This is a genomic window from Variovorax sp. Soil_C_39 (assembly GCF_057656815.1).
This window is the reverse complement of record NZ_JBDGJQ010000001.1, coordinates 697,628-716,470: the sequence shown is the minus strand read 5'-3', so window position 1 is coordinate 716,470 and position 18,843 is coordinate 697,628. Positions and strand designations below refer to the sequence as shown.

General features: G+C 66.2%; 19 protein-coding genes. 11 read left to right on the top strand and 8 right to left on the bottom strand.

All coding sequences use genetic code 11. The features are described 5' to 3' along the window. The first annotated feature begins 29 nt into the window (after window positions 1–29). Window positions 30–590, top strand: coding sequence for an HNH endonuclease (locus AC3A6J_RS03410; protein ID WP_487858486.1), 561 nt, complete (start codon window positions 30–32; stop codon window positions 588–590). Window positions 591–599: 9 nt separating this feature from the next. Here AC3A6J_RS03410 and AC3A6J_RS03405 read toward each other — a convergent pair whose 3' ends face one another. The 4 genes from AC3A6J_RS03405 to AC3A6J_RS03390 form a co-directional block, all read right to left on the bottom strand. Beyond that, window positions 600–1,394, bottom strand: a complete 795-nt coding sequence (locus AC3A6J_RS03405; RefSeq protein WP_487858485.1) for an enoyl-CoA hydratase — start codon at window positions 1,392–1,394, stop codon at window positions 600–602. A gap of 16 nt (window positions 1,395–1,410) precedes the next feature. Then, the gene (locus AC3A6J_RS03400) at window positions 1,411–2,763 is read right to left on the bottom strand and encodes an alpha/beta fold hydrolase (protein ID WP_487858484.1); all 1,353 of its coding nucleotides are present in this window, start codon (window positions 2,761–2,763) and stop codon (window positions 1,411–1,413) included. An 81-nt stretch (window positions 2,764–2,844) separates the two neighbouring features. Next, window positions 2,845–3,960: an acyl-CoA dehydrogenase family protein gene (locus AC3A6J_RS03395; protein ID WP_487858483.1), complete on the bottom strand. Its 1,116-nt coding sequence runs from the start codon at window positions 3,958–3,960 to the stop codon at window positions 2,845–2,847. A 12-nt stretch (window positions 3,961–3,972) separates the two neighbouring features. Further along, a complete protein-coding gene (locus AC3A6J_RS03390; RefSeq protein WP_487858482.1) occupies window positions 3,973–5,154 on the bottom strand; it encodes an acyl-CoA dehydrogenase family protein in 1,182 nt (393 codons plus the stop codon). Between the two features lie 161 nt (window positions 5,155–5,315). Here AC3A6J_RS03390 and purN point away from each other — a divergent pair, with 161 nt between their 5' ends. Both purN and AC3A6J_RS03380 read left to right on the top strand, forming a co-directional pair. Next, the gene (gene purN, locus AC3A6J_RS03385; protein WP_487858481.1) at window positions 5,316–5,912 is read left to right on the top strand and encodes a phosphoribosylglycinamide formyltransferase; all 597 of its coding nucleotides are present in this window, start codon (window positions 5,316–5,318) and stop codon (window positions 5,910–5,912) included. A 35-nt stretch (window positions 5,913–5,947) separates the two neighbouring features. Beyond that, window positions 5,948–6,262 carry an I78 family peptidase inhibitor gene (locus tag AC3A6J_RS03380; protein WP_487858480.1) on the top strand — a complete coding sequence of 105 codons (315 nt, stop codon included), beginning with the start codon at window positions 5,948–5,950 and terminating at the stop codon, window positions 6,260–6,262. A gap of 29 nt (window positions 6,263–6,291) precedes the next feature. Here the strand turns inward: AC3A6J_RS03380 and AC3A6J_RS03375 are convergent, their stop codons facing one another. Further along, window positions 6,292–6,531 carry a DUF1653 domain-containing protein gene (locus AC3A6J_RS03375; RefSeq protein ID WP_487858632.1) on the bottom strand — a complete coding sequence of 80 codons (240 nt, stop codon included), beginning with the start codon at window positions 6,529–6,531 and terminating at the stop codon, window positions 6,292–6,294. 84 nt (window positions 6,532–6,615) lie between these two features. On the opposite strand from AC3A6J_RS03375, the gene AC3A6J_RS03370 reads away from it, so the two are divergent. Both AC3A6J_RS03370 and AC3A6J_RS03365 read left to right on the top strand, forming a co-directional pair. Beyond that, on the top strand, window positions 6,616–7,887 hold the full coding sequence (locus AC3A6J_RS03370) for an RsmB/NOP family class I SAM-dependent RNA methyltransferase (RefSeq protein WP_487858479.1): 1,272 nt from the start codon (window positions 6,616–6,618) through the stop codon (window positions 7,885–7,887). A 133-nt stretch (window positions 7,888–8,020) separates the two neighbouring features. Further along, entirely contained in the window at window positions 8,021–9,235 is a 1,215-nt protein-coding gene (locus AC3A6J_RS03365; protein WP_487858478.1) for a DesA family fatty acid desaturase, read from the top strand. Window positions 9,236–9,375: 140 nt separating this feature from the next. Here AC3A6J_RS03365 and rpmG read toward each other — a convergent pair whose 3' ends face one another. From rpmG to trxB, 3 genes are all read right to left on the bottom strand, one after another. Further along, on the bottom strand, window positions 9,376–9,549 hold the full coding sequence (rpmG, locus tag AC3A6J_RS03360; RefSeq protein WP_007830291.1) for a 50S ribosomal protein L33: 174 nt from the start codon (window positions 9,547–9,549) through the stop codon (window positions 9,376–9,378). A gap of 11 nt (window positions 9,550–9,560) precedes the next feature. Further along, on the bottom strand, window positions 9,561–9,794 hold the full coding sequence (gene rpmB, locus AC3A6J_RS03355) for a large ribosomal subunit protein bL28 (protein WP_487858477.1): 234 nt from the start codon (window positions 9,792–9,794) through the stop codon (window positions 9,561–9,563). Window positions 9,795–10,024: 230 nt separating this feature from the next. Continuing rightward, complete coding sequence (trxB, locus tag AC3A6J_RS03350; RefSeq protein WP_487858476.1) at window positions 10,025–10,984, bottom strand: thioredoxin-disulfide reductase; 960 nt, start codon at window positions 10,982–10,984, stop codon at window positions 10,025–10,027. A 192-nt stretch (window positions 10,985–11,176) separates the two neighbouring features. On the opposite strand from trxB, the gene AC3A6J_RS03345 reads away from it, so the two are divergent. The 6 genes from AC3A6J_RS03345 (at window position 11,177) to AC3A6J_RS03320 (ending at window position 18,840) form a co-directional block, all read left to right on the top strand. Further along, window positions 11,177–11,851 carry a Crp/Fnr family transcriptional regulator gene (locus tag AC3A6J_RS03345; RefSeq protein ID WP_487858475.1) on the top strand — a complete coding sequence of 225 codons (675 nt, stop codon included), beginning with the start codon at window positions 11,177–11,179 and terminating at the stop codon, window positions 11,849–11,851. 79 nt (window positions 11,852–11,930) lie between these two features. Next, window positions 11,931–14,333: a DNA translocase FtsK gene (locus AC3A6J_RS03340; RefSeq protein WP_487858474.1), complete on the top strand. Its 2,403-nt coding sequence runs from the start codon at window positions 11,931–11,933 to the stop codon at window positions 14,331–14,333. Between the two features lie 153 nt (window positions 14,334–14,486). Continuing rightward, complete coding sequence (gene lolA / locus AC3A6J_RS03335) at window positions 14,487–15,119, top strand: outer membrane lipoprotein periplasmic chaperone LolA (RefSeq protein ID WP_487858473.1); 633 nt, start codon at window positions 14,487–14,489, stop codon at window positions 15,117–15,119. Window positions 15,120–15,155: 36 nt separating this feature from the next. Continuing rightward, window positions 15,156–16,448, top strand: a complete 1,293-nt coding sequence (locus AC3A6J_RS03330) for a replication-associated recombination protein A (RefSeq protein WP_487858472.1) — start codon at window positions 15,156–15,158, stop codon at window positions 16,446–16,448. Between the two features lie 240 nt (window positions 16,449–16,688). Next, entirely contained in the window at window positions 16,689–17,618 is a 930-nt protein-coding gene (locus tag AC3A6J_RS03325; RefSeq protein ID WP_487858471.1) for a branched-chain amino acid ABC transporter permease, read from the top strand. 13 nt (window positions 17,619–17,631) lie between these two features. Then, a complete protein-coding gene (locus tag AC3A6J_RS03320; protein WP_487858470.1) occupies window positions 17,632–18,840 on the top strand; it encodes a branched-chain amino acid ABC transporter permease in 1,209 nt (402 codons plus the stop codon). Window positions 18,841–18,843 lie beyond the last annotated feature (3 nt).

Sequence of the window (18,843 nt, the reverse complement as noted above, 5' to 3'; positions counted from 1 at the left end):
TGTTTCTTTCGTTTTCGAGGAGGCGTGTGGTGAAGGTCTTGAAGCTGTCGGCCCAGGGGCTGCCCCAGTCATGGATATCGCTCGAACAGGCGGTGATCCACTATGCGGCGGACGAAGTCCGCTGGGAGGTGGGCGCGCAGGTCGCTGTGTTCCGTGGCGGGCACAACGCCATCACCGGCGAGCAGTCGCAGATCGCGATCAACAGCATCATCGGCACCAAGGGCGTGCCGCGCATCAACCCCTTCCACCAGCGCCCGGGCCTGACCAACAGCAAGCTGTTTGCGCGCGACCGCAACGTCTGCGCCTATTGCGGCGGCCATTTCCACGAGGACGAGCTCACGCGCGAGCACATCATCCCGTTCGCCCAGAAGGGCATCGACAACTGGATGAACGTGGTCACGGCCTGCAAGCCCTGCAACCACCGCAAGAGCAGCCGCACGCCCGAGCAGGCGAACATGCCGCTGCTGTACGCGCCCTATGTGCCGAGCCTCTGGGAAGACTTCATCCTGCGCAACCGGCGCATCCTGACGGACCAGATGGAGTTCCTGATGGCGCACCTGCCACAGTCCTCCCGGTTGCACGACAGCTGAGCCGGCGCTTCAACGCTTCCAGCCGGGCGGCCGCTTCTCGATGAACGCCTGCACCCCTTCGAGCGCGCTCTCGTCCATCATGTTGCAGGCCATGGTCTGGCTCGCATCGGCCAGCGCGGCCTCGATGCCGGTCTCGAGCTGCCGATAGAACAGGGCCTTGCCGAGCGCCAGCGCCCGGCGCGGCTTGGCGACGATGCTGGCCACCAGCGCCTCGACCGCCGCGTCCAACTCCGTTGGGGCCGCGACGCGGTTGACGAGACCCTTGTCGCGCGCCTCGTCGGCACCGATGAACTCGCCGGTCACGAGCATCTCGAAGGCTTCCTTGCGCCCGAGGTTGCGCGACAGCGTGACGCTCGGCGTGGCGCAGAACAGGCCCACGTTGACGCCGCTGACTGCGAAGCGCGCCTCGCTCGAGGCCACCGCCAGATCGCACACCGCCACCAGCTGGCAGCCGGCGGCCGTCGCGATGCCATGCACGCGTGCGATCACGGGCACCGGAAGCCGCTGCAGCGACAGCATCATGGCGCCGCAGCGCGCGAAGAGCCGCTCGTAGTAGCCGAGCGAAGGTTCGGCGCGCATTTCCTTCAGGTCGTGGCCGGCACAGAAGGCCTTGCCGGTGGCCGCGATCACCACGGCGCGCACGGTGTCGTCGGCCGCGGTGGCGGCGATCGCCTGCTCGAGTGCTGCGAGCATATCTTCGGACAGCGCGTTGAACGCCGCCGGCCGGTTGAGCGTCAGCGTGACCACGCCGCGCGCATCGCGCACGCTGAGCACGCAGGGGGAGGGAGCGGTGATGTCGTTCATGGCCTCGTGCCTCGTCTCAATAGGTCAACTCGAGCACGGTCACATGCGCCTGCGCGGCGGGCCAGCTGAGGCCGGTGATGCGCTCGCCATTGAACTCGCCGGTCACGGCGCGCTGGGGCTCGGCCGCGGCGAGCCGCAGTCTCGACGACGACACGCCCGAACCTCGGGGCGGCACGCCCGGTGGCGGGCTCTGGCCGTCGAAGCGCATGGTGTCGCGCTGGGCGTCGAAATAGCCGCGAGGCCGCGTGAAGACCACGACCGCCTTGGCGTTGGAATCGGCCGGCGTGAGGCGCTCCGGGCGCAGGTTCACGACCAGGCTGCTGCGCGGGAACGGACTGCGGTAGATGTGCGTGGTGCCGTAGCCCGGTGCTGCGAGAACGAACTCGTAGGCCGTGTCGCCGCGCGCCCTGAAAGGGCCCCAGCGGCCGTCGGCGCCGATGTTCTTGCTGTGCACGGCCTCGCCGCGCCGTGCGCCCGTGGCCGGATCGACGGCATGCACCGTGACCTGTGCGCCGTTGAGCGCGATGTTCTCCGCCCCGATGGCGCGGCCGTCGAGCACGACCTGCGCCTCAGGCGCCACCGCCGCGCTGCGCGGCGCCTCGCCGGTAAGAAACTGCCAAGTGGCCGCGAAGGCCGCCGGCGAGAACGAGGTTTCGCGGTGATCGACGCGCGGCAGCACCACGTTGGTCGCGCCCTTGAGCGCGGGACCATCGAAGCCGATGTTCGTCGGCTGGCCCGGCGCGCCGATCCAGAGGCCATCGGGCTGCGCGTATTTGTCGTTGTTGTCGGAGCGCAGCGTGAGCCACTGGACGCCCGGCGTGACCTCTTCTCCGTTCGGCCCCTTCGGCGCATTGAGCTGCTGCATGAAGCCCGAGAGTCCCGAGAACTCGTTGTTCTCGCGCAGGCCCTTCACGGCCCAGATTCCGTGCGCGGGATTGCCGCCGAGCACCACGTGGCTCACCACGGCTGCGCCGCCGCCGTTCTGCACGTAGTTGCGGATGGTGTTGCCGCCGCGCGAATTGCCGATCAACACCACCTTGGCCGCGCCGGTGGCTTTCAGGACCCGCTCGACCTGGGCCTTGAGTAAGGTGGCCGAATCGGTGGTCGAACTGCGGCCCGGCTGCGCCACGGCATCGTCGTCGCGCGCGAGGGGGTAGGGCTGGTCGATCGCAAAGAGGCGCTCGCGCGGCCAGCCGTTCGATTCGAAGCGCCAGAGGGTGGTCTGCCACAGCGCGGCCGAGTCGCCGTTGCCGTGCATGAAGACGATCGGTGGGCGTTCGGCATGCGAAGGCGAGGGCGTAGTGGCGCAGGCGGTCAGCATGGCAGTGGCGACGAGCCCGAGGGCAAGGAGGGTGCGGCGGGATGGCATGTTTTGCGTTCCTGGCAGGTCCAAGTGAAAACGCCCGCCGGCGCAGGGCGGGCGGGCGTCGATGCTATGAGAGAAATACCTTCAGGCGAAGACCCCGGCCGTGTCCTGCATGCGCGCGGAGACTTCGCCCAAGTGGTGCAGCGAGTCGCCGAAGGTCATCTCGAGCTGGGTGAGCTTGCGGAAGTAGTGGCTGCCGATGTATTCGTCGGTCACGCCGATACCGCCATGCAGCTGCACCGCATTGGCCGCCACGAAGCGCATCGACACACCGAGCTGGTACTTCGCGCGCGCCATCGCCTGCCGGCGCTCGTCGGCTGGGGCTTCGAGCTTGAGCGTGGCGTAGTAGCTCATGGAGCGTGCGAGCTCGAGCTGCATCTTCATGTCGGCCAGCCGGTGGCGCAGCGCCTGGAAGCTCGCGATGACGACGCCGAACTGCTTGCGCTGGTTCATGTATTCGACCGTGAGCGCCACGGTCTTGTCCATGATGCCAACCGCTTCCGCGCAGGTGGCGGCGATGCCGACATCGACCGCGTATTCGAGCACCGGCAGGCCATCGGCCGCGATCAGCGTGGCATCGGCCTTGTCGAACACCACTTCGGCGGCGCGGCTGCCGTCCTGCGTGCCGTAGCCGCGCGCTTCGACGCCGCTCGCGCTGCGCTCGACCAGGAACAGGGCGATGCGACCGTCGGCCTGCGCCGGCACGATGTAGGCGTCGGCTTCGTCGCCCACGGGCACCACGCTCTTGGCGCCGCTCAGCGACCAGCCGTCACCGGCCTTCACGGCCTTGGCCTCGCACACGTCGAGGCGGTAGCGCGCCTTGCGCTCCTGGTAGGCCAGCACCACGATGGCCTGGCCGCCGGCGATACGCGGCAGCCAGTTGTCCTTGAGCTCCGCTGGGGCGTGGCCGCCGAGCACGGCGCCGGCGATCAGCGTCTGCACGAAGGGCTCCAGCACGATGCCGCGGCCCAGTTCTTCCATCACCACCATGCCGGCCACCGGGCCCATGCCCAGGCCGCCGTCGTCTTCGGGGATGTAGAGGCCGCCGAGGCCCAGCTCGGCGAGTTCGTCCCAGGCCTCGCGCGAGAAGCCGCCCTTGGCCTCGATGCCGCGGCGGCGTTCGAAGTCGTAGCCCTTGTCGACCCACTTGCGAACGGCGTCGCGCAGTTGTTCCTGGTCGTCGGTGAAATTGAAGTCCATATTCTTGTCTCCTCAGCCCAGCACCGTCTGGGCGACGATGTTGCGCTGAACTTCGTTGGAACCGCCGTAGATGGTGGTCTTGCGCATGTTGAAGAAGGTCGATGCGAGCGGCGCCAGGGCCGGGTTGCCGCCGGGGAAGTCGCCCTGCCAGCCGGCCTCCATCGCCTCTCGGATCAGCGGCAGCGAGTAGGCGCCGCCCGCGAGCATCATCAATTCGCTGTAGCGCTGCTGGATCTCGCTGCCGCGGATCTTGAGCAGGCCCGCGACGTCGAGCGAGTTCTTGCCCGACGTGGCGGCCGACAGCACACGCAGCACCATCATCTCGAGCGCGACGATGTCCACTTCGAGCTTGGCGATCTCGTCGCGGAAGCGCATGTCGTCGTAGACGCCTTCGCTCTTGGCGATGCGCTTCAGGCGCTCGAGTTCGCGCTTGGCGCGGTTCACGTCGGCGATGTTGGTGCGCTCGTGCGAGAGCAGGTGCTTGGCATAGGTCCAGCCCTTGTTCTCCTCGCCGATCAGGTTCTCCGCGGGCACCTCGACGTTGTCGAAGAACACCTCGTTCACTTCGTGGCTGCCGTCGAGCAGCTTGATCGGACGCACCGTCACGCCGGGCGACTTCATGTCGAGCAGCAGGAAGCTGATGCCGGTCTGGGGCTTGCCCTCGTTGCTGGTGCGCACGAGGTTGAACATCCAGTCGCCGTACTGGCCCAGCGTGGTCCAGGTCTTTTGTCCATTGACGATGTACTTGTCGCCCTGGCGCTCGGCCTTGGTCTTGACCGAGGCGAGGTCGGAACCCGAGCCCGGTTCGCTGTAGCCCTGGCTCCACCAGACCTCGCCGCTGGCGATGCCGGGCAGGAAGCGTTTCTGCTGCTCGGCATTGCCGAAAGCCATGATGACGGGCGCCACCATGACGGGGCCGAACGGGATGATGCGCGGCGCACCGGCCAGCGCGGTTTCTTCCTCGAACAGGTGGCGCTGGATGGCGGTCCAGCCCGGGCCGCCGAATTCCTTCGGCCAGCCGTAGCCGAGCCAGCCCTTCTTGCCGAGGATCTTGGCCCAGCCCTGCAGATCGTCGCGCGTGAGTTCGAGCGCGTTGTGCACCTTGTGCGAAATCTCTTTGGGAAGGTTCTCTTTGACCCATGCGCGAATTTCTTCGCGGAACTTCTGTTCTTCGGGCGTGAAGCTCAAATCCATGCGTGCCTCGCTGTGTTGAACGGTCGGCGCCATCGCGGCGATGGCGGCCTGTCTCCGGAACCCGGAGTTTTAGCACGGTCGTGCTGTGAACTGGTGTCCGCGCGGCGACAAGTTGTGTGCCGCGGGCGGTGAGCGCCGAACACAGATAATCCCGCCCTCCCATGAAGAACATCGTGATCCTGATCTCCGGCGGCGGCTCCAACATGGCGGCCATCGCGCGCGCCGCGGAACGCGACCGCTGGACCGAACGCTTCGGCGCCCGCGTGGCGGCGGTCGTGAGCAACAAGGCCGATGCGGGCGGGCTCGCGCTTGCCCGGGCGCACGGCATCGCCACTGCCGTCGTGCCGCACCAGGCATTCGCCAGCCGCGAGGCTTTCGACGCGGCCCTGGCCAGTGAGGTCGATGCGCATTCGCCGGCGCTGGTGGTGCTCGCGGGCTTCATGCGCATCCTGACGCCGGGCTTCGTCGACCGCTATGCCGGCCGGCTGGTCAACATCCATCCCTCGCTGCTGCCGGCGTTTCCGGGGCTCGACACGCACCAGCGCGCGATCGATGCCGGCTGCAAGGTGGCGGGCGTGACGGTGCACCAGGTCACGAGCGAACTCGACCACGGCCCGATCCTGGCGCAGGCGGCGGTGCCGGTGCTGCCCGGCGACACCGCCGGCGATCTGGCAGACCGCGTTCTGGCGCAGGAGCATCAGTTGTATCCACGCGCCATTGCCGGGTGGCTGGCAGATACATCGAGACGCATTCGTTAAGAATTGTTTATATTCGCGGTTTTCGGGAGCCCCACTTGAAAACCCCATCGCTACTGCTGGCCGCCACGGGCGCCATTCTGCTCACCGCCTGCGCCGCGCCCGGCTCTGCGACGGCGCCTGCGTCCGCAGCACCACCCGAGCCGGTCTTTCAATGCAACGCCGACGGGGCCCGCTTTGCGGTGGGCCAGCAGCTGTCGCCCCAACTGGAAGCCGCGGCCCGTGTGCGCGCAGGTGCCGGCACCTCGCGGGCGCTGAAGCCGGGTGAGGTGGTGACGATGGAACTCAACGGCGGACGCCTCAACCTCGATGTGGATGCGCGCGGCCGCGTGACCGACGTTCGCTGCGGCTGAAGCAGCGCAGCGCTCCGGGGCCGAGCCACTTAGGCGGGGGCGAAGCGGGGGCGGCGGACACCGTCGATTTCGACGGTCTCGCCGAACATCGCCGCGGGCCGGACCCAGAGCCCGCCGGCACCATAGAGCGCACGGTAGAGCGTCATCGGCTCCAGTGTCTCGCTGTGCCGGACGGTGCCCAGCACCTCGTATTCGCCGCCCTTGTAGTGGCGGTAGCGGCCCGGAGGCGTCTCGATCAGCGGGGGCAGGTTGTCGTCGTCGTGGGTCACTGCGTTGCTTTCTTTCTTCGGATGGTGGGCGATTCTCCATGGCACTCGGCCGGCTTTCGACGGCGCGGCTGAGACAATGGAGGCATGCACCCCAAAGCCCTGTTGGAGGCCGCCGCCGATCTGGTGGGCCTCGTCCTGAAATTCGATCACCCCGCCGACCAGGTCGTCTCGCGCTTCTTCCGCGACCACCGCGAACTCGGCCCGCGCGAACGCGCCACGCTCGCCGAGACGGTTTACACGGTGCTGCGCAAGAAGCTCCTGTTCGACCACCTCTCGCCTTCGGGCAGCGGCTCGAAGGAGCGCCGCATGGCGATCCTGGGTTTCCATGGCCCGCGTGATTTCCTGAAGAGCGCGCTCAACGACGTCGAGAAGCGCTGGCTCGACAACTGCGACGCCGTCAAGCCCGACGACCTGCTCGAGCGCCACCGCCACAACCTGCCCGAATGGCTGGTCACACCGCTGAAGGCCCAGGCGGGCGACGGCTTCTGGGCGTTGGCCGAAAGCCTGCAGCAGCCCGCGCCGCTCGACCTGCGGGTCAACGCCCTGACCGACAAGCGCGCGGAGGTGAAGGCGGAACTGGCCAAGGCCGGCGTTCCCTCGCAGGCCACGCCGTTCTCTCCCTGGGGGCTGCGCATCGACGGCAAGCCGGCCCTGACCAAGCTGGAGGCCTTTGCCCGCGGCGCCATCGAGGTGCAGGACGAAGGATCCCAGCTGCTGGCACTGCTGCTCGACGCCAAGCGCGGCGAGATGGTGGTCGACTTCTGCGCCGGCGCGGGCGGCAAGACGCTCGCGATCGGCGCCACGATGCGCAGCACCGGCCGGCTCTATGCTTTCGACACCTCGGCCCACCGGCTCGACGCACTCAAGCCCCGGCTGGCGCGCAGCAAGCTGTCCAACGTGCACCCCGCAGCCATCGCCCACGAGCGCGACGACCGTGTCAAGCGCTTGGCAGGCAAGATCGACCGCGTGCTGGTGGATGCGCCCTGCTCAGGGCTTGGCACGCTGCGCCGCAATCCCGACCTGAAATGGCGCCAGTCGCCAAAATCGGTCGAGGAACTGACGGCCAAGCAGACTGCCATCCTGCAGAGCGCCGCTCGCCTGGTGAAACCGGGCGGGCGGCTGGTCTACGCGACCTGCAGCGTGCTGCCTGAGGAAAACGAGGCCATTGCCGAGGCTTTCGGTGCCGCCAATCCCGATTTCGTGCCCCAGGACGCCGCCACGCTGCTGCAGGGATTGAAGGTCGAAGGGGCCGAGGGCCTCTGCGCCGGCGGGCCCGACGGCCATCGGTACCTTCGACTGTGGCCCCACCGCCACGCCACCGACGGTTTTTTTGCCGCCGTATGGAACCGTAAATAGGTGTTGCACTCCAAATCAGGGTAATTCTGCGCAATTGCAGAAGGACAAAAGGCCTCGTTTTGGCCTTGGCGCCTTAAAATTGCGTCTAACTGAATAGGCGGCACCTTCGTGCGGCCATGGAGCACCAAACTCAATGTGGATTCCTGACTCTGCCGTTGTGAGCGCGGCCATCGACTGGCTCGGACACGGCTTGTGGAACCTGACATGGTGGCAGATCGTGTTGTACACGCTCGTCACCACGCACATCACGATCGCCGCGGTCACGATCTTCCTGCACCGCACGCAGACCCACCGGGCCATGGACCTGGGGCCGATCCCTTCGCATTTCTTCCGCTTCTGGCTGTGGCTCGGCACCGGCATGGTGACCAAGCAGTGGGTGGCCATCCACCGCAAGCACCACGCCAAGTGCGAGACCGTGGACGATCCCCACAGCCCGCAGGTCAAGGGCATCGACGAAGTGCTCTGGCGCGGCGCCGAGCTGTACCGTGCCGAATCGAAGAACAAGGACACGGTCGAGCGCTACGGCCACGGCACGCCCGATGACTGGATCGAGCGCAACCTCTATACGCGCTACAGCTGGCAGGGTGTCGGCCTGATGCTCGTGCTCAACTTGGCGCTGTTCGGCGTGGTGGGCCTGTCCGTCTGGGCCGTCCAGATGCTCTGGATCCCGATCACTGCGGCCGGCATCATCAACGGCATCGGCCACTACTGGGGCTACCGCAACTTCGAGGCGCCCGACGCCAGCCGCAACGTGTTCCCGTGGGGCGTGATCATCGGCGGCGAAGAGCTGCACAACAATCACCACACCTATCCCACCGCGGCCAAGTTCTCGGTCAAGAAGTACGAGTTCGACATCGGCTGGGTCTACATCCAGATGATGCAGGCGATCGGCTGGGCCAAGGTCAAGAAGCTGCCGCCGAAAATGCAGCTCGGCGATATCCGCCCCGTGGCCGACGAGAAGACGCTCGAGGCGGTCATCGCCAACCGCTACGAAGTGATGGCCGGCTATGCGCGTGAAATGCGCCGTGTGACCAAGGCCGAACTCGCGGCGCTCAAGACCAAGGGCGGCGACATCTCGGTGCTCAAGGCGGCCAAGAACTGGCTCCATCGCGACGACGACAAGGTGCCGCCGTCAGCCCGCACCCACCTGGTCCAGGCGCGCGCCGCCCACCCGGTGATCGACAAGATGGTCACGATGCGCGAAGAGCTGCGCCAGCTGTGGCTCAACACCTCGCAGTCGCGCGAGCAACTGGCGGCCGACCTGGCAGCCTGGTGCCACAGGGCCGAAGCCAGCGGGATCGCGGGCCTGCGCGAGTTCTCGACCCGTCTGCGCTCTGCGCACGCCTGATCGCGCGGCACGGTTTTCGATACCGCCGTTGATCAAAGAAGCCGACCTTGGTCGGCTTTTTTTGCGCCCACAGCACACACAGGCAACAAAAAACCCGCTGGGTGAGCAGCGGGTTCTTCGTGAGGGGAGACCGGGCCGAATTACTTCAGCTTGATTTCCTTGTATTCGACGTGCTTGCGTGCCTTCGGGTCGAACTTCATGATCGACATCTTTTCAGGCATCGTCTTCTTGTTCTTGCTGGTCGTGTAGAAGTGGCCGGTACCCGCGGTGGATTCCAGCTTGATCTTTTCGCGTCCGCCTTTGCTCGTTGCCATGATTCAGCTCCTTAAGCTTGGCCGCGTGCACGCAGGTCTGCGAGCACGGCGTCAATGCCGTTCTTGTCGATCAGGCGCAGCGCGGCGCTCGAAACACGCAGGCGAACCCAACGGTTTTCAGTCTCGACCCAGAAACGGCGGTATTGCAGGTTCGGCAGGAACCGGCGCTTGGTTTTGTTGTTGGCGTGGGAAACGTTGTTTCCGACCATCGGGCCCTTGCCCGTGATATCGCATACGCGTGCCATGAGGACACTCTTTCTTGAACAGCTGGCACCGGCGCAATCAGGGCGATTGCAGACTCAGGTGTTTTGCAGCTTGACCTCGCCAGAAACGGGTGGCGGTACCCCGGCTTGCCGTAAAAATCACTACAGGCCCACAACAGCCCCTTCCGGGAGACTGTGGGCCTGATTCGGCAAAGCCTTGGATTATAGCCCTTTTGGGCTCAGCACCACCAGCGCGGCGCACGGCACCGCTCTCAGAGCGTGCCGTCCTGCTCCAGGAAGCGCTGGGCGTCGAGCGCGGCCATGCAGCCCGTGCCGGCGCTGGTGATGGCCTGGCGGTAGATGTTGTCCTGCACGTCGCCAGCGGCGAAGACGCCGGGGATGCTGGTCATCGTGGCAAAGCCCTGCAGGCCGGAGCGGGTCAGGATGTAGTTGTCCTTCATTTCCAGCTGGCCCTGGAAGATGTCGGTGTTGGGGTGGTGCCCGATCGCGATGAAGCAGCCCTTGAGGTCGATCTGCTCGGTCGCCCCGGTCTGCGTGTTCTTGATGCGGATGCCCGTCACGCCCGAGTCGTCGCCGAGCACCTGGTCGAGTTCGCTGTGCAGCTTGAGCACGATCTTGCCTTCGGCAACCTTTTCCTTGACCTTGTCGATCAGGATCGGCTCGGCGCGGAACTTGTCGCGGCGATGCACGAGCGTGACCTTGTTTGCGATGTTGGCGAGGTACAGCGCCTCTTCGACGGCCGTGTTGCCGCCGCCGATCACGCAGACCTCCTGCTCGCGGTAGAAGAAGCCGTCGCAGGTGGCGCAGGCGGAAACCCCGCGGCCCATGAACTTCTGCTCTGATTCGAGGCCCAGGTACTTCGCCGAGGCGCCCGTGGCGATGATCAGCGAGTCGCAGGTGTAGGTGCCGCTGTCGCCCGTGAGGGTAAAGGGGCGCTTGCTCAGGTCGACCTTGTTGATGTGGTCGAAGACGATCTGCGTCTTGAAGCGTTCGGCATGCTCCAGGAAGCGCTGCATCAGCTCGGGGCCCTGCACGCCGTGCACGTCGGCCGGCCAGTTGTCGACCTCGGTGGTGGTCATCAGCTGGCCGCCCTGGGCGATGCCCGTGATGAGAAGGGGCTGCAGGTTCGCGCGTGCTGCGTAGACCGCGGCGGTGTAGCCGGCAGGGCCGGAGCCCAGGATCAGGACCTTGGCGTGTTGGGTGGCGGACATAGGGTGATGAGTAGAAAACCTAGGATTTGCGCTGCGTCAGCGTGTACATTTTCAGGGTGGTACCGTTAGGTAGGGAGTATCACCGCCCGGTTCAACACCGGGTGCACGGTGTTTTCAATGGGCGCGATTGTAGTAATCCATCAATCTCACAAATAGCGATGGGGCTGCAGGCGCCGTATCAGGGATCGATCGATGTCAATGCTGTCCAATCTTGAGCTGCTCAGACGCGTTCCGCTGTTCGCTTCGCTGACACCTTCACAGTCAGCGAGCATTGCGGACACGATCATCAAGAAGCGCTTCAAGCGCGCGGAGATGATCGTTGAGCAGGGCAAGAAGTCCGATGCGCTCTACATCATCCTGACGGGTCGCGCGCGCGTGACCAGCGCCGACAACCGCGGCCGGGAAGTCATTCTCGCGACGCTGCACACCGGCGACCACATCGGCGAGATGAGCCTGATCGACGACGAGCCGCATTCGGCCACGGTGCGTGCCGAGGTCCAGTGCGACGTGCTCATGCTCGACCGGGAGGCCTTCGCACGCTGCCTGCCCGAGAACTCCTCGATGGCCTACAACATCATGCGCGGGCTGGTGCAGCGCCTGCGCCATGCCGACCGCAAGATCGAGTCGCTGGCGCTCATGGACGTCTACGGACGCGTGGCACGGTCGCTGCTCGAGTTCGCCACGGCAGACGGCGCCGGCAATCTCAAGGTGCGCGACAAGATCTCGCGCCAGGATCTCGCGAAAATGGTGGGTGCCTCGCGCGAGATGGTGAGCCGCGTGATGAAGGACCTGGAGGAGCGCGGCTTCGTCCAGACCCAGGACGACGGATCCATGATCGTCAAGGAGCGGCTGCTGTCGCTGGCGTGAGCCGCGGCCCGGCCGGGGCCTTTTGTTGTAGTGTTCAGCCATCCAGCTGCCGCTTGTCGGGCCGGGTGCCGCGTTTTTCATGACCTATTCGCTCAATACGCTTCAATCTTCTTCCGCCGACGAAGGGCAACCCGTGCGCATGCGCGCCCTGCGCTTCGCACACGAGATCACGCTGGTCGCGGGCTTCGCCGCGTTGCTGTTCTGGCTGCTGGCGATGCTGAGCTTCACGCCGTCCGATGCAGCCTGGTCCACATCGGGCACGGGGGGCGAGGTCAAGAACTGGGGCGGCCGCATCGGTGCCTGGCTGGCCGATGGCAGCTACTTCCTCGCGGGGTATTCGGTCTGGTGGTGTCTTGCGGCAGGCCTTCGCGCATGGCTGTCGTCGCTGGCCCATTGGCTGCGGGGCGGTGAACCCGCAGCCGGCGACCAGCCGGTGCGCGGCCGCTTCAACCGCAGCCGCATCGCGTTCTGGTTTGGCCTGCTGCTGCTGCTGTCCGCGAGCGCGGTGCTCGAATGGTCGCGGCTGTACCGGCTCGAATCCCATCTTCCGGGGTCGGGCGGCGGCGTGCTCGGCTACCTCGTCGGGCCCACCAGCGTGCGCTGGATGGGTTTCACCGGCTCGGCGCTGGTGGCCATCGCGGCGGGCGTGATCGGCTCGGCGCTGGTGTTCCGCTTCTCCTGGACCCAGATCGCCGAGCGCATCGGCGCGCGGGCCTATTCGCTTTTCGAGTGGCGCCGCGAGAAGCGCGAGCTCGCTGCCGACATCGCGATGGGCAAGCGGGCCGCGCGCGAACGCGAAGAGGCCGAAGACCTGCCGTTCTCGCGCACGGGCTCCGACGCGGACGAACCCGAGCCACTGGTCGGCGACGAAGAACTGCGCATCGAGCCGCGTCCGAAGCGCCGCGCGGCCTCGCCGCCGGTGCAGATCGAACCCGCGCTGGCCGAGGTGCCCAGGAGCGACCGCGTCGCCAAGGAGCGCCAGAAGCCGCTCTTCAAGGAACTGCCCGACAGCAAGCTGCCGCAGGTCGACCTGCTCGATGCCGCGCAGGTGCGCCAGGAAACGGTGTCCGCCGACACGCTCGAGATGACGTCGCGCATGATCGAGAAGAAGCTCAAGGACTTCGGCGTCGAGGTGCGCGTGGTGCTGGCCTCGCCGGGCCCCGTCATCACGCGCTACGAGATCGAGCCCGCCACGGGCGTCAAGGGCTCGCAGATCCTCGGCCTCGCCAAGGACCTTGCGCGTTCGCTCTCGCTGGTGTCGATCCGCGTGGTCGAAACGATCCCGGGCAAGAACTACATGGCGCTCGAGTTGCCCAACGCCAAGCGCCAGTCGATCAAGCTCAGCGAGATCCTCGGCTCGCAGGTCTACAACGAAGGCAAGTCGATGCTCACGATGGGCCTCGGCAAGGACATCATCGGCAACCCCGTGGTGGCCGACCTCGCGAAGATGCCGCACGTGCTCGTGGCCGGTACCACCGGTTCGGGCAAGTCGGTCGGCATCAACGCGATGATCCTGTCGCTGCTCTACAAGGCCGAGGCGCGCGACGTGCGCCTGCTCATGATCGACCCGAAGATGCTCGAGATGTCGGTCTATGAAGGCATTCCGCACCTGCTCGCGCCCGTGGTCACCGACATGCGCCAGGCCGCCCACGGCCTCAACTGGTGCGTGGCCGAGATGGAGCGCCGCTACAAGCTCATGAGCAAGCTCGGCGTGCGCAACCTGGCCGGCTACAACACCAAGATCGACGAGGCCAAGGCGCGCGAGGAGTTCATCTACAACCCGTTCAGCCTCACGCCCGACGATCCCGAGCCGCTCAAGCGCGAGCCGCACATCGTGGTCGTGATCGACGAGCTGGCCGACCTGATGATGGTCGTCGGCAAGAAGATCGAGGAGCTCATTGCCCGGCTGGCGCAGAAGGCACGCGCGGCGGGCATCCACCTGATCCTTGCCACGCAGCGGCCCAGCGTGGACGTTATCACCGGCCTCATCAAGGCGAACATTCCCACGCGCATCGCGTTTCAGGTGTCGAGCAAGATCGACAGCCGCACCATCCTCGACCAGATGGGGGCGGAGGCGCTGCTCGGCATGGGCGACATGCTCTACATGCCCAGCGGCACCGGCCTGCCGATTCGTGTGCATGGCGCCTTCGTGAGCGACGACGAAGTGCACCGCGTCGTGGCTTACCTGAAGAGCCAGGGCGAGCCCGACTACATCGAGGGTGTGCTCGAAGGCGGCACGGTGGACGGCGACGGCGACATGCTCGGCGACGGCGGCGATGCCGAGAAGGACCCGATGTACGACCAGGCGGTGGAGGTGGTGCTGAAGAACCGCAAGGCCAGCATCTCGCTCGTGCAACGCCACCTGAAGATCGGCTACAACCGCGCCGCGCGGCTCGTCGAGGACATGGAGAAAGCCGGCCTGGTGAGCGCAATGAGCGGCAGCGGGCAGCGCGAGATCCTGGTGCCGGCGCGCGCTGAATAGCCGGCAAAGGCCTGCTCGTCCCGCCGTTACGCGCTGACATGCCGGTTGCAAACTCCGCGCTAGCGTTGCAAAACTTCATCGAACCCCGCACATGGCGCCACGCGCCGCGGGGTATGGTCATGCCAACGCGGTTCGCGTGCTGAGGAATCCCAAATGAAAATTCGTCACTGGCTGTTGATCGGCCTTCTCTGTTCCGCCAATGCCTGGGCCGGCGGCCTCGAAAGCCTCGAGACCTTCGTCAAGACGGTGAAATCGGGCCGCGCCGATTTCACCCAGACCGTCACCGCACCGCCGCGCGACGGCCAGCCGGGCCGCGCCAAGACCTCGAACGGCACCTTCGAATTCCAGCGTCCCGGCAAGTTCAAGTTCGACTACCAGAAGCCTTTCGCCCAGACCATCGTGGCCGACGGCAAGACGCTCTGGCTCTACGACGCCGACCTCAATCAGGTCACGCAGCGCGCGCAGTCGCAGGCGCTGGGCTCCACGCCCGCTGCGCTGATCGCCGCGGCGCCCGACCTGCGTGCACTGCAGGCCGACTTCACGCTCGAAGCCGCGCCCGAACGCGACGGCCTCCAGTGGGTCAAGGCCACGCCCAAGAACAAGGACGGCCAGCTGCAGCACGTGCAGGTCGGCTTCCAGGGCGATGCGCTTGCCGCGCTCGAAATTCTCGACAGCTTCGGCCAGCGTTCGGTGCTCAAGTTCAGCAAGGTCGAGGTGAACCCGGCGCTCGCCGCGGACGTGTTCGACTTCAAGGCGCCCGCGGGGGCCGACGTTCTCAAGCAGTAGCAGTCGAAGCGCAACCCACCCATCCAGCAAGCAGGTTTGGCCACCTCGTCGCACCAACCCCTCGCCGAGCGCCTGCGTCCGAAGACGCTCGGCGAAGTGATCGGCCAGCAGCACCTGCTCGGCCCAGGCATGTCGCTGCGCATTGCGTTCGAATCGGGCCAGCCGCACTCGTGCATCCTCTGGGGGCCGCCCGGCACCGGCAAGACGACGATCGCGCGGCTCATGGCCGACGCCTTCGATGCGCAGTTCCTCAGCATCAGTGCCGTGCTCGGCGGCGTCAAGGACATCCGCGAGGCTGTCGATCGCGCCACGGCGGTGCGCGACGGTCTCGAGCAGCGACGCACCATCGTCTTCGTCGACGAGGTGCACCGCTTCAACAAGAGCCAGCAAGACGCCTTCCTGCCGCATGTGGAGTCGGGCCTTTTCACCTTCATCGGCGCCACCACCGAGAACCCGTCCTTCGAAGTCAACTCGGCACTGCTTTCGCGCGCCGCGGTGTACGTGCTGCAGCCGCTGACGGAGGCCGACCTCAAGCAGATCGTGGGCAAGGCACAGGCGATCGGGGCGGTGCCTGCGATCGAAGACGCCGCAGTCGACCGGCTGATCGCCTACGCCGACGGCGATGCGCGGCGCCTGCTCAACACGCTCGAGACGCTGGCTGTAGCGGCGCGCGCCGAGAAACTGGTCCAGATCAACGATGAATGGCTGTTGCGCGTGCTCGGCGAGCGCATGCGGCGTTACGACAAGGGCGGCGAGCAGTTCTACGACACCATCAGCGCGCTGCACAAGTCGGTGCGCGGCAGCGATCCCGATGCCTCGCTCTACTGGTTCGTGCGCATGCTCGACGGCGGCGCCGATCCGCGCTACATGGCGCGGCGGCTGATCCGCATGGCGAGCGAAGACATAGGCCTGGCCGACCCGCGCGCGCTCCGGCTGGCGCTCGACGCGGCCGAGGTCTACGAGCGGCTCGGCACGCCGGAGGGCGAACTCGCGCTGGCCGAATGCGTGGTCTATCTGGCGATCGCGCCCAAGTCGAACGCGGTCTACAGCGCGTACAACGCGGTGCGCGCGCTGGTCAAGAAAGACAGCACGCGCCCGGTGCCGATGCACCTGCGCAATGCGCCGACCAAGCTCATGAAAGAGCTCGACTATGGCAAGGGCTACCGCTATGCGCATGACGAGGAGGGTGGTTTCGCCGCCGGCGAGCGCTACCTGCCCGACGGCCTCGAGGGCCAGGTCTTCTACCAGCCCGTCGAGCGCGGCCTCGAGATCCGCATCGCAGAAAAGCTGCGCGAACTGCGCCGGCGCAACGCCGGGCGCGAAGACTGATACGCGTTCGTCAACGGCGCGCCGCGCCATGCATGACTTCACACGCATACAGCATGGCGTGAGCGGGTAAACCCCGTACGGCGTGCACCAGAACGAAGCTGGTGGATGCTTACAATCCCGCCCACAAATCAGCCAGCGGCACATGCTGGCTGGTTTTTTGCTTATCAGGCCAAGGCGCCCAACCGGTGCCACGGTGGGTGAACTGCATCCGCGACGGGTGCGACAAAAAGGGAACGCGTTATGGAAATATTGCTGCAGCAGATCATCAACGGTCTGGTCCTCGGCAGCATGTATGCCTTGATAGCCTTGGGCTACACCATGGTGTACGGCATCATCAACCTGATCAACTTTGCGCACGGCGAGGTGCTGATGGTGGGCGCGCTCACCAGCTGGACCATCATCGGCCTGATGCAGGAATCGATGCCCGGCGCGCCCGGCTGGCTCGTCCTGATCATCGCGCTGGTCATCGCCTGCGTGGTGGCCGCCACGCTGAATTTCGTGATCGAGAAGGTCGCCTACCGACCGCTTCGCAACAGCCCCAAGCTCGCGCCGCTGATCACCGCCATCGGCATGTCGATCCTGCTGCAGACGTTGGCCATGATCATCTGGAAGCCCACCAACAAGGCCTATCCCAACCTGCTGTCGACCGACCCCATCCATGTGGGCGGCGCGGTGATCTCGCCCACGCAGGTCATGATCCTCAGCGTCACGGCCTTCTCGCTCGTGGTGCTGATGTGGCTCGTCAACTACACCAAGCTCGGCCGCGCGATGCGCGCCACGGCCGAGAACCCGCGCGTCGCGGCGCTCATGGGCATCCGGCCCGACATGGTCATCTCGGCCACCTTCATCATCGGCGCGGTGCTCGCGGCCATCGCGGGCGTCATGTATGCGTCCAACTACGGCATTGCACAGCATTCGATGGGCTTCCTGCCCGGCCTCAAGGCCTTCACGGCGGCGGTGTTCGGAGGCATCGGCAACCTGGCCGGCGCGGTCGTCGGCGGCATCCTGCTGGGGCTGATCGAAGCCATCGGCTCGGGCTATATCGGTACGCTGACTGGCGGTGTGCTCGGCAGCCACTACAGCGACATCTTCGCCTTCATCGTGTTGATCGTCATGCTCACGCTGCGACCCTCGGGGCTGCTCGGCGAGCGCGTGGCGGACCGGGCCTGAGGAGCAGCACACCATGAAGAACAGCAAAAACCTCGCGCTCTACATCCTGGGCGTCGTCGCGGTGCTCGCACTGCCGATCCTCCTGCAAACCCAGGGCAATGCCTGGGTGCGCATCGCCGACATCGCGTTGCTCTACGTGCTGCTCGCGCTGGGCCTGAACATCGTGGTGGGCTATGCCGGCCTGCTCGACCTTGGCTACGTCGCCTTTTTTGCGGTCGGCGCGTACCTCTTCGCGCTGATGGGCTCGAGCCACCTGTCCGACACCTTCCCGTGGTTCAAGGCCATGTTCCCGAACGGGCTGCACACCTCGCTGCTCATCGTGATACCCCTGGCGCTGCTCGTGGCCGGCGTGCTCGGGGTGCTGCTCGGTGCGCCCACGCTGAAGCTGCGCGGCGACTACCTTGCCATCGTGACGCTGGGTTTCGGCGAGATCATCCGGGTGTTCCTGAACAACCTGGACCACCCGGTCAACATCACCAACGGCCCGAAGGGCATCACCTCGATCGACTCGATCAAGTTCTGGGGGCTCGACCTCGGCAAGTCGTTGAAGTTCGAGGGCTTCACGATCTCGTCGGTCACGCTGTACTACTACTTGTTCCTGGCCCTGGTCGTCGCCACCGTGATCATTTCGCATCGGTTGCAGGTGTCGCGCATCGGGCGCGCCTGGATGGCCATCCGCGAGGACGAGATCGCGGCCAAGGCCATGGGCATCAACACCCGCAACATGAAACTGCTGGCCTTCGGCATGGGCGCGAGCTTCGGTGGCGTGTCGGGCGCGATGTTCGCGTCGTTCCAGAGCTTCGTTTCCCCCGAATCGTTCAGCCTCATGGAGTCGGTGATGATCGTCGCCATGGTGGTGCTGGGCGGCATCGGCCACCTGCCGGGCGTGATCCTCGGCGCGGTGCTGCTGGCGGCACTGCCCGAGGTGCTGCGCTACGTGGCCGGTCCGCTGCAGACGATGACCGACGGGCGGCTCGATGCCTCCATCCTGCGCCAGCTGTTCATCGCGCTCGCGATGATCGGCATCATGCTCGTGCGGCCGCGCGGCTTGTGGCCCTCGCCCGAGCACGGCAAGACGCTGAAGAAGAAGGGCGGCGTGCCGGTCGATCCGGCGCACGCCACGGTGGCCCCCGGCTCGCTGCAGACGCATGCGCCCGGCATCGACACGCCAGCCGACGAACTGCCCGGCGATGCTTCGCGTCCCATGTCGATCAATCCCTGACCA

What these genes read in the sequence shown, in the direction of transcription:
- rpmG (WP_007830291.1), bottom strand. Translation starts at nt 9,549, where the DNA reads ATGGCAACGAGCAAAGGCGGACGCGAAAAGATCAAGCTGGAATCCACC.
- AC3A6J_RS03395 (WP_487858483.1), bottom strand. Translation starts at nt 3,960, where the DNA reads ATGGACTTCAATTTCACCGACGACCAGGAACAACTGCGCGACGCCGTT.
- AC3A6J_RS03365 (WP_487858478.1), top strand. Translation starts at nt 8,021, where the DNA reads ATGTGGATTCCTGACTCTGCCGTTGTGAGCGCGGCCATCGACTGGCTC.
- AC3A6J_RS03320 (WP_487858470.1), top strand. Translation starts at nt 17,632, where the DNA reads ATGAAGAACAGCAAAAACCTCGCGCTCTACATCCTGGGCGTCGTCGCG.
- purN (WP_487858481.1), top strand. Translation starts at nt 5,316, where the DNA reads ATGAAGAACATCGTGATCCTGATCTCCGGCGGCGGCTCCAACATGGCG.
- AC3A6J_RS03340 (WP_487858474.1), top strand. Translation starts at nt 11,931, where the DNA reads ATGACCTATTCGCTCAATACGCTTCAATCTTCTTCCGCCGACGAAGGG.
- AC3A6J_RS03390 (WP_487858482.1), bottom strand. Translation starts at nt 5,154, where the DNA reads ATGGATTTGAGCTTCACGCCCGAAGAACAGAAGTTCCGCGAAGAAATT.
- AC3A6J_RS03325 (WP_487858471.1), top strand. Translation starts at nt 16,689, where the DNA reads ATGGAAATATTGCTGCAGCAGATCATCAACGGTCTGGTCCTCGGCAGC.
- AC3A6J_RS03345 (WP_487858475.1), top strand. Translation starts at nt 11,177, where the DNA reads ATGTCAATGCTGTCCAATCTTGAGCTGCTCAGACGCGTTCCGCTGTTC.
- trxB (WP_487858476.1), bottom strand. Translation starts at nt 10,984, where the DNA reads ATGTCCGCCACCCAACACGCCAAGGTCCTGATCCTGGGCTCCGGCCCT.
- AC3A6J_RS03370 (WP_487858479.1), top strand. Translation starts at nt 6,616, where the DNA reads ATGCACCCCAAAGCCCTGTTGGAGGCCGCCGCCGATCTGGTGGGCCTC.
- rpmB (WP_487858477.1), bottom strand. Translation starts at nt 9,794, where the DNA reads ATGGCACGCGTATGCGATATCACGGGCAAGGGCCCGATGGTCGGAAAC.
- lolA (WP_487858473.1), top strand. Translation starts at nt 14,487, where the DNA reads ATGAAAATTCGTCACTGGCTGTTGATCGGCCTTCTCTGTTCCGCCAAT.
- AC3A6J_RS03405 (WP_487858485.1), bottom strand. Translation starts at nt 1,394, where the DNA reads ATGAACGACATCACCGCTCCCTCCCCCTGCGTGCTCAGCGTGCGCGAT.
- AC3A6J_RS03400 (WP_487858484.1), bottom strand. Translation starts at nt 2,763, where the DNA reads ATGCCATCCCGCCGCACCCTCCTTGCCCTCGGGCTCGTCGCCACTGCC.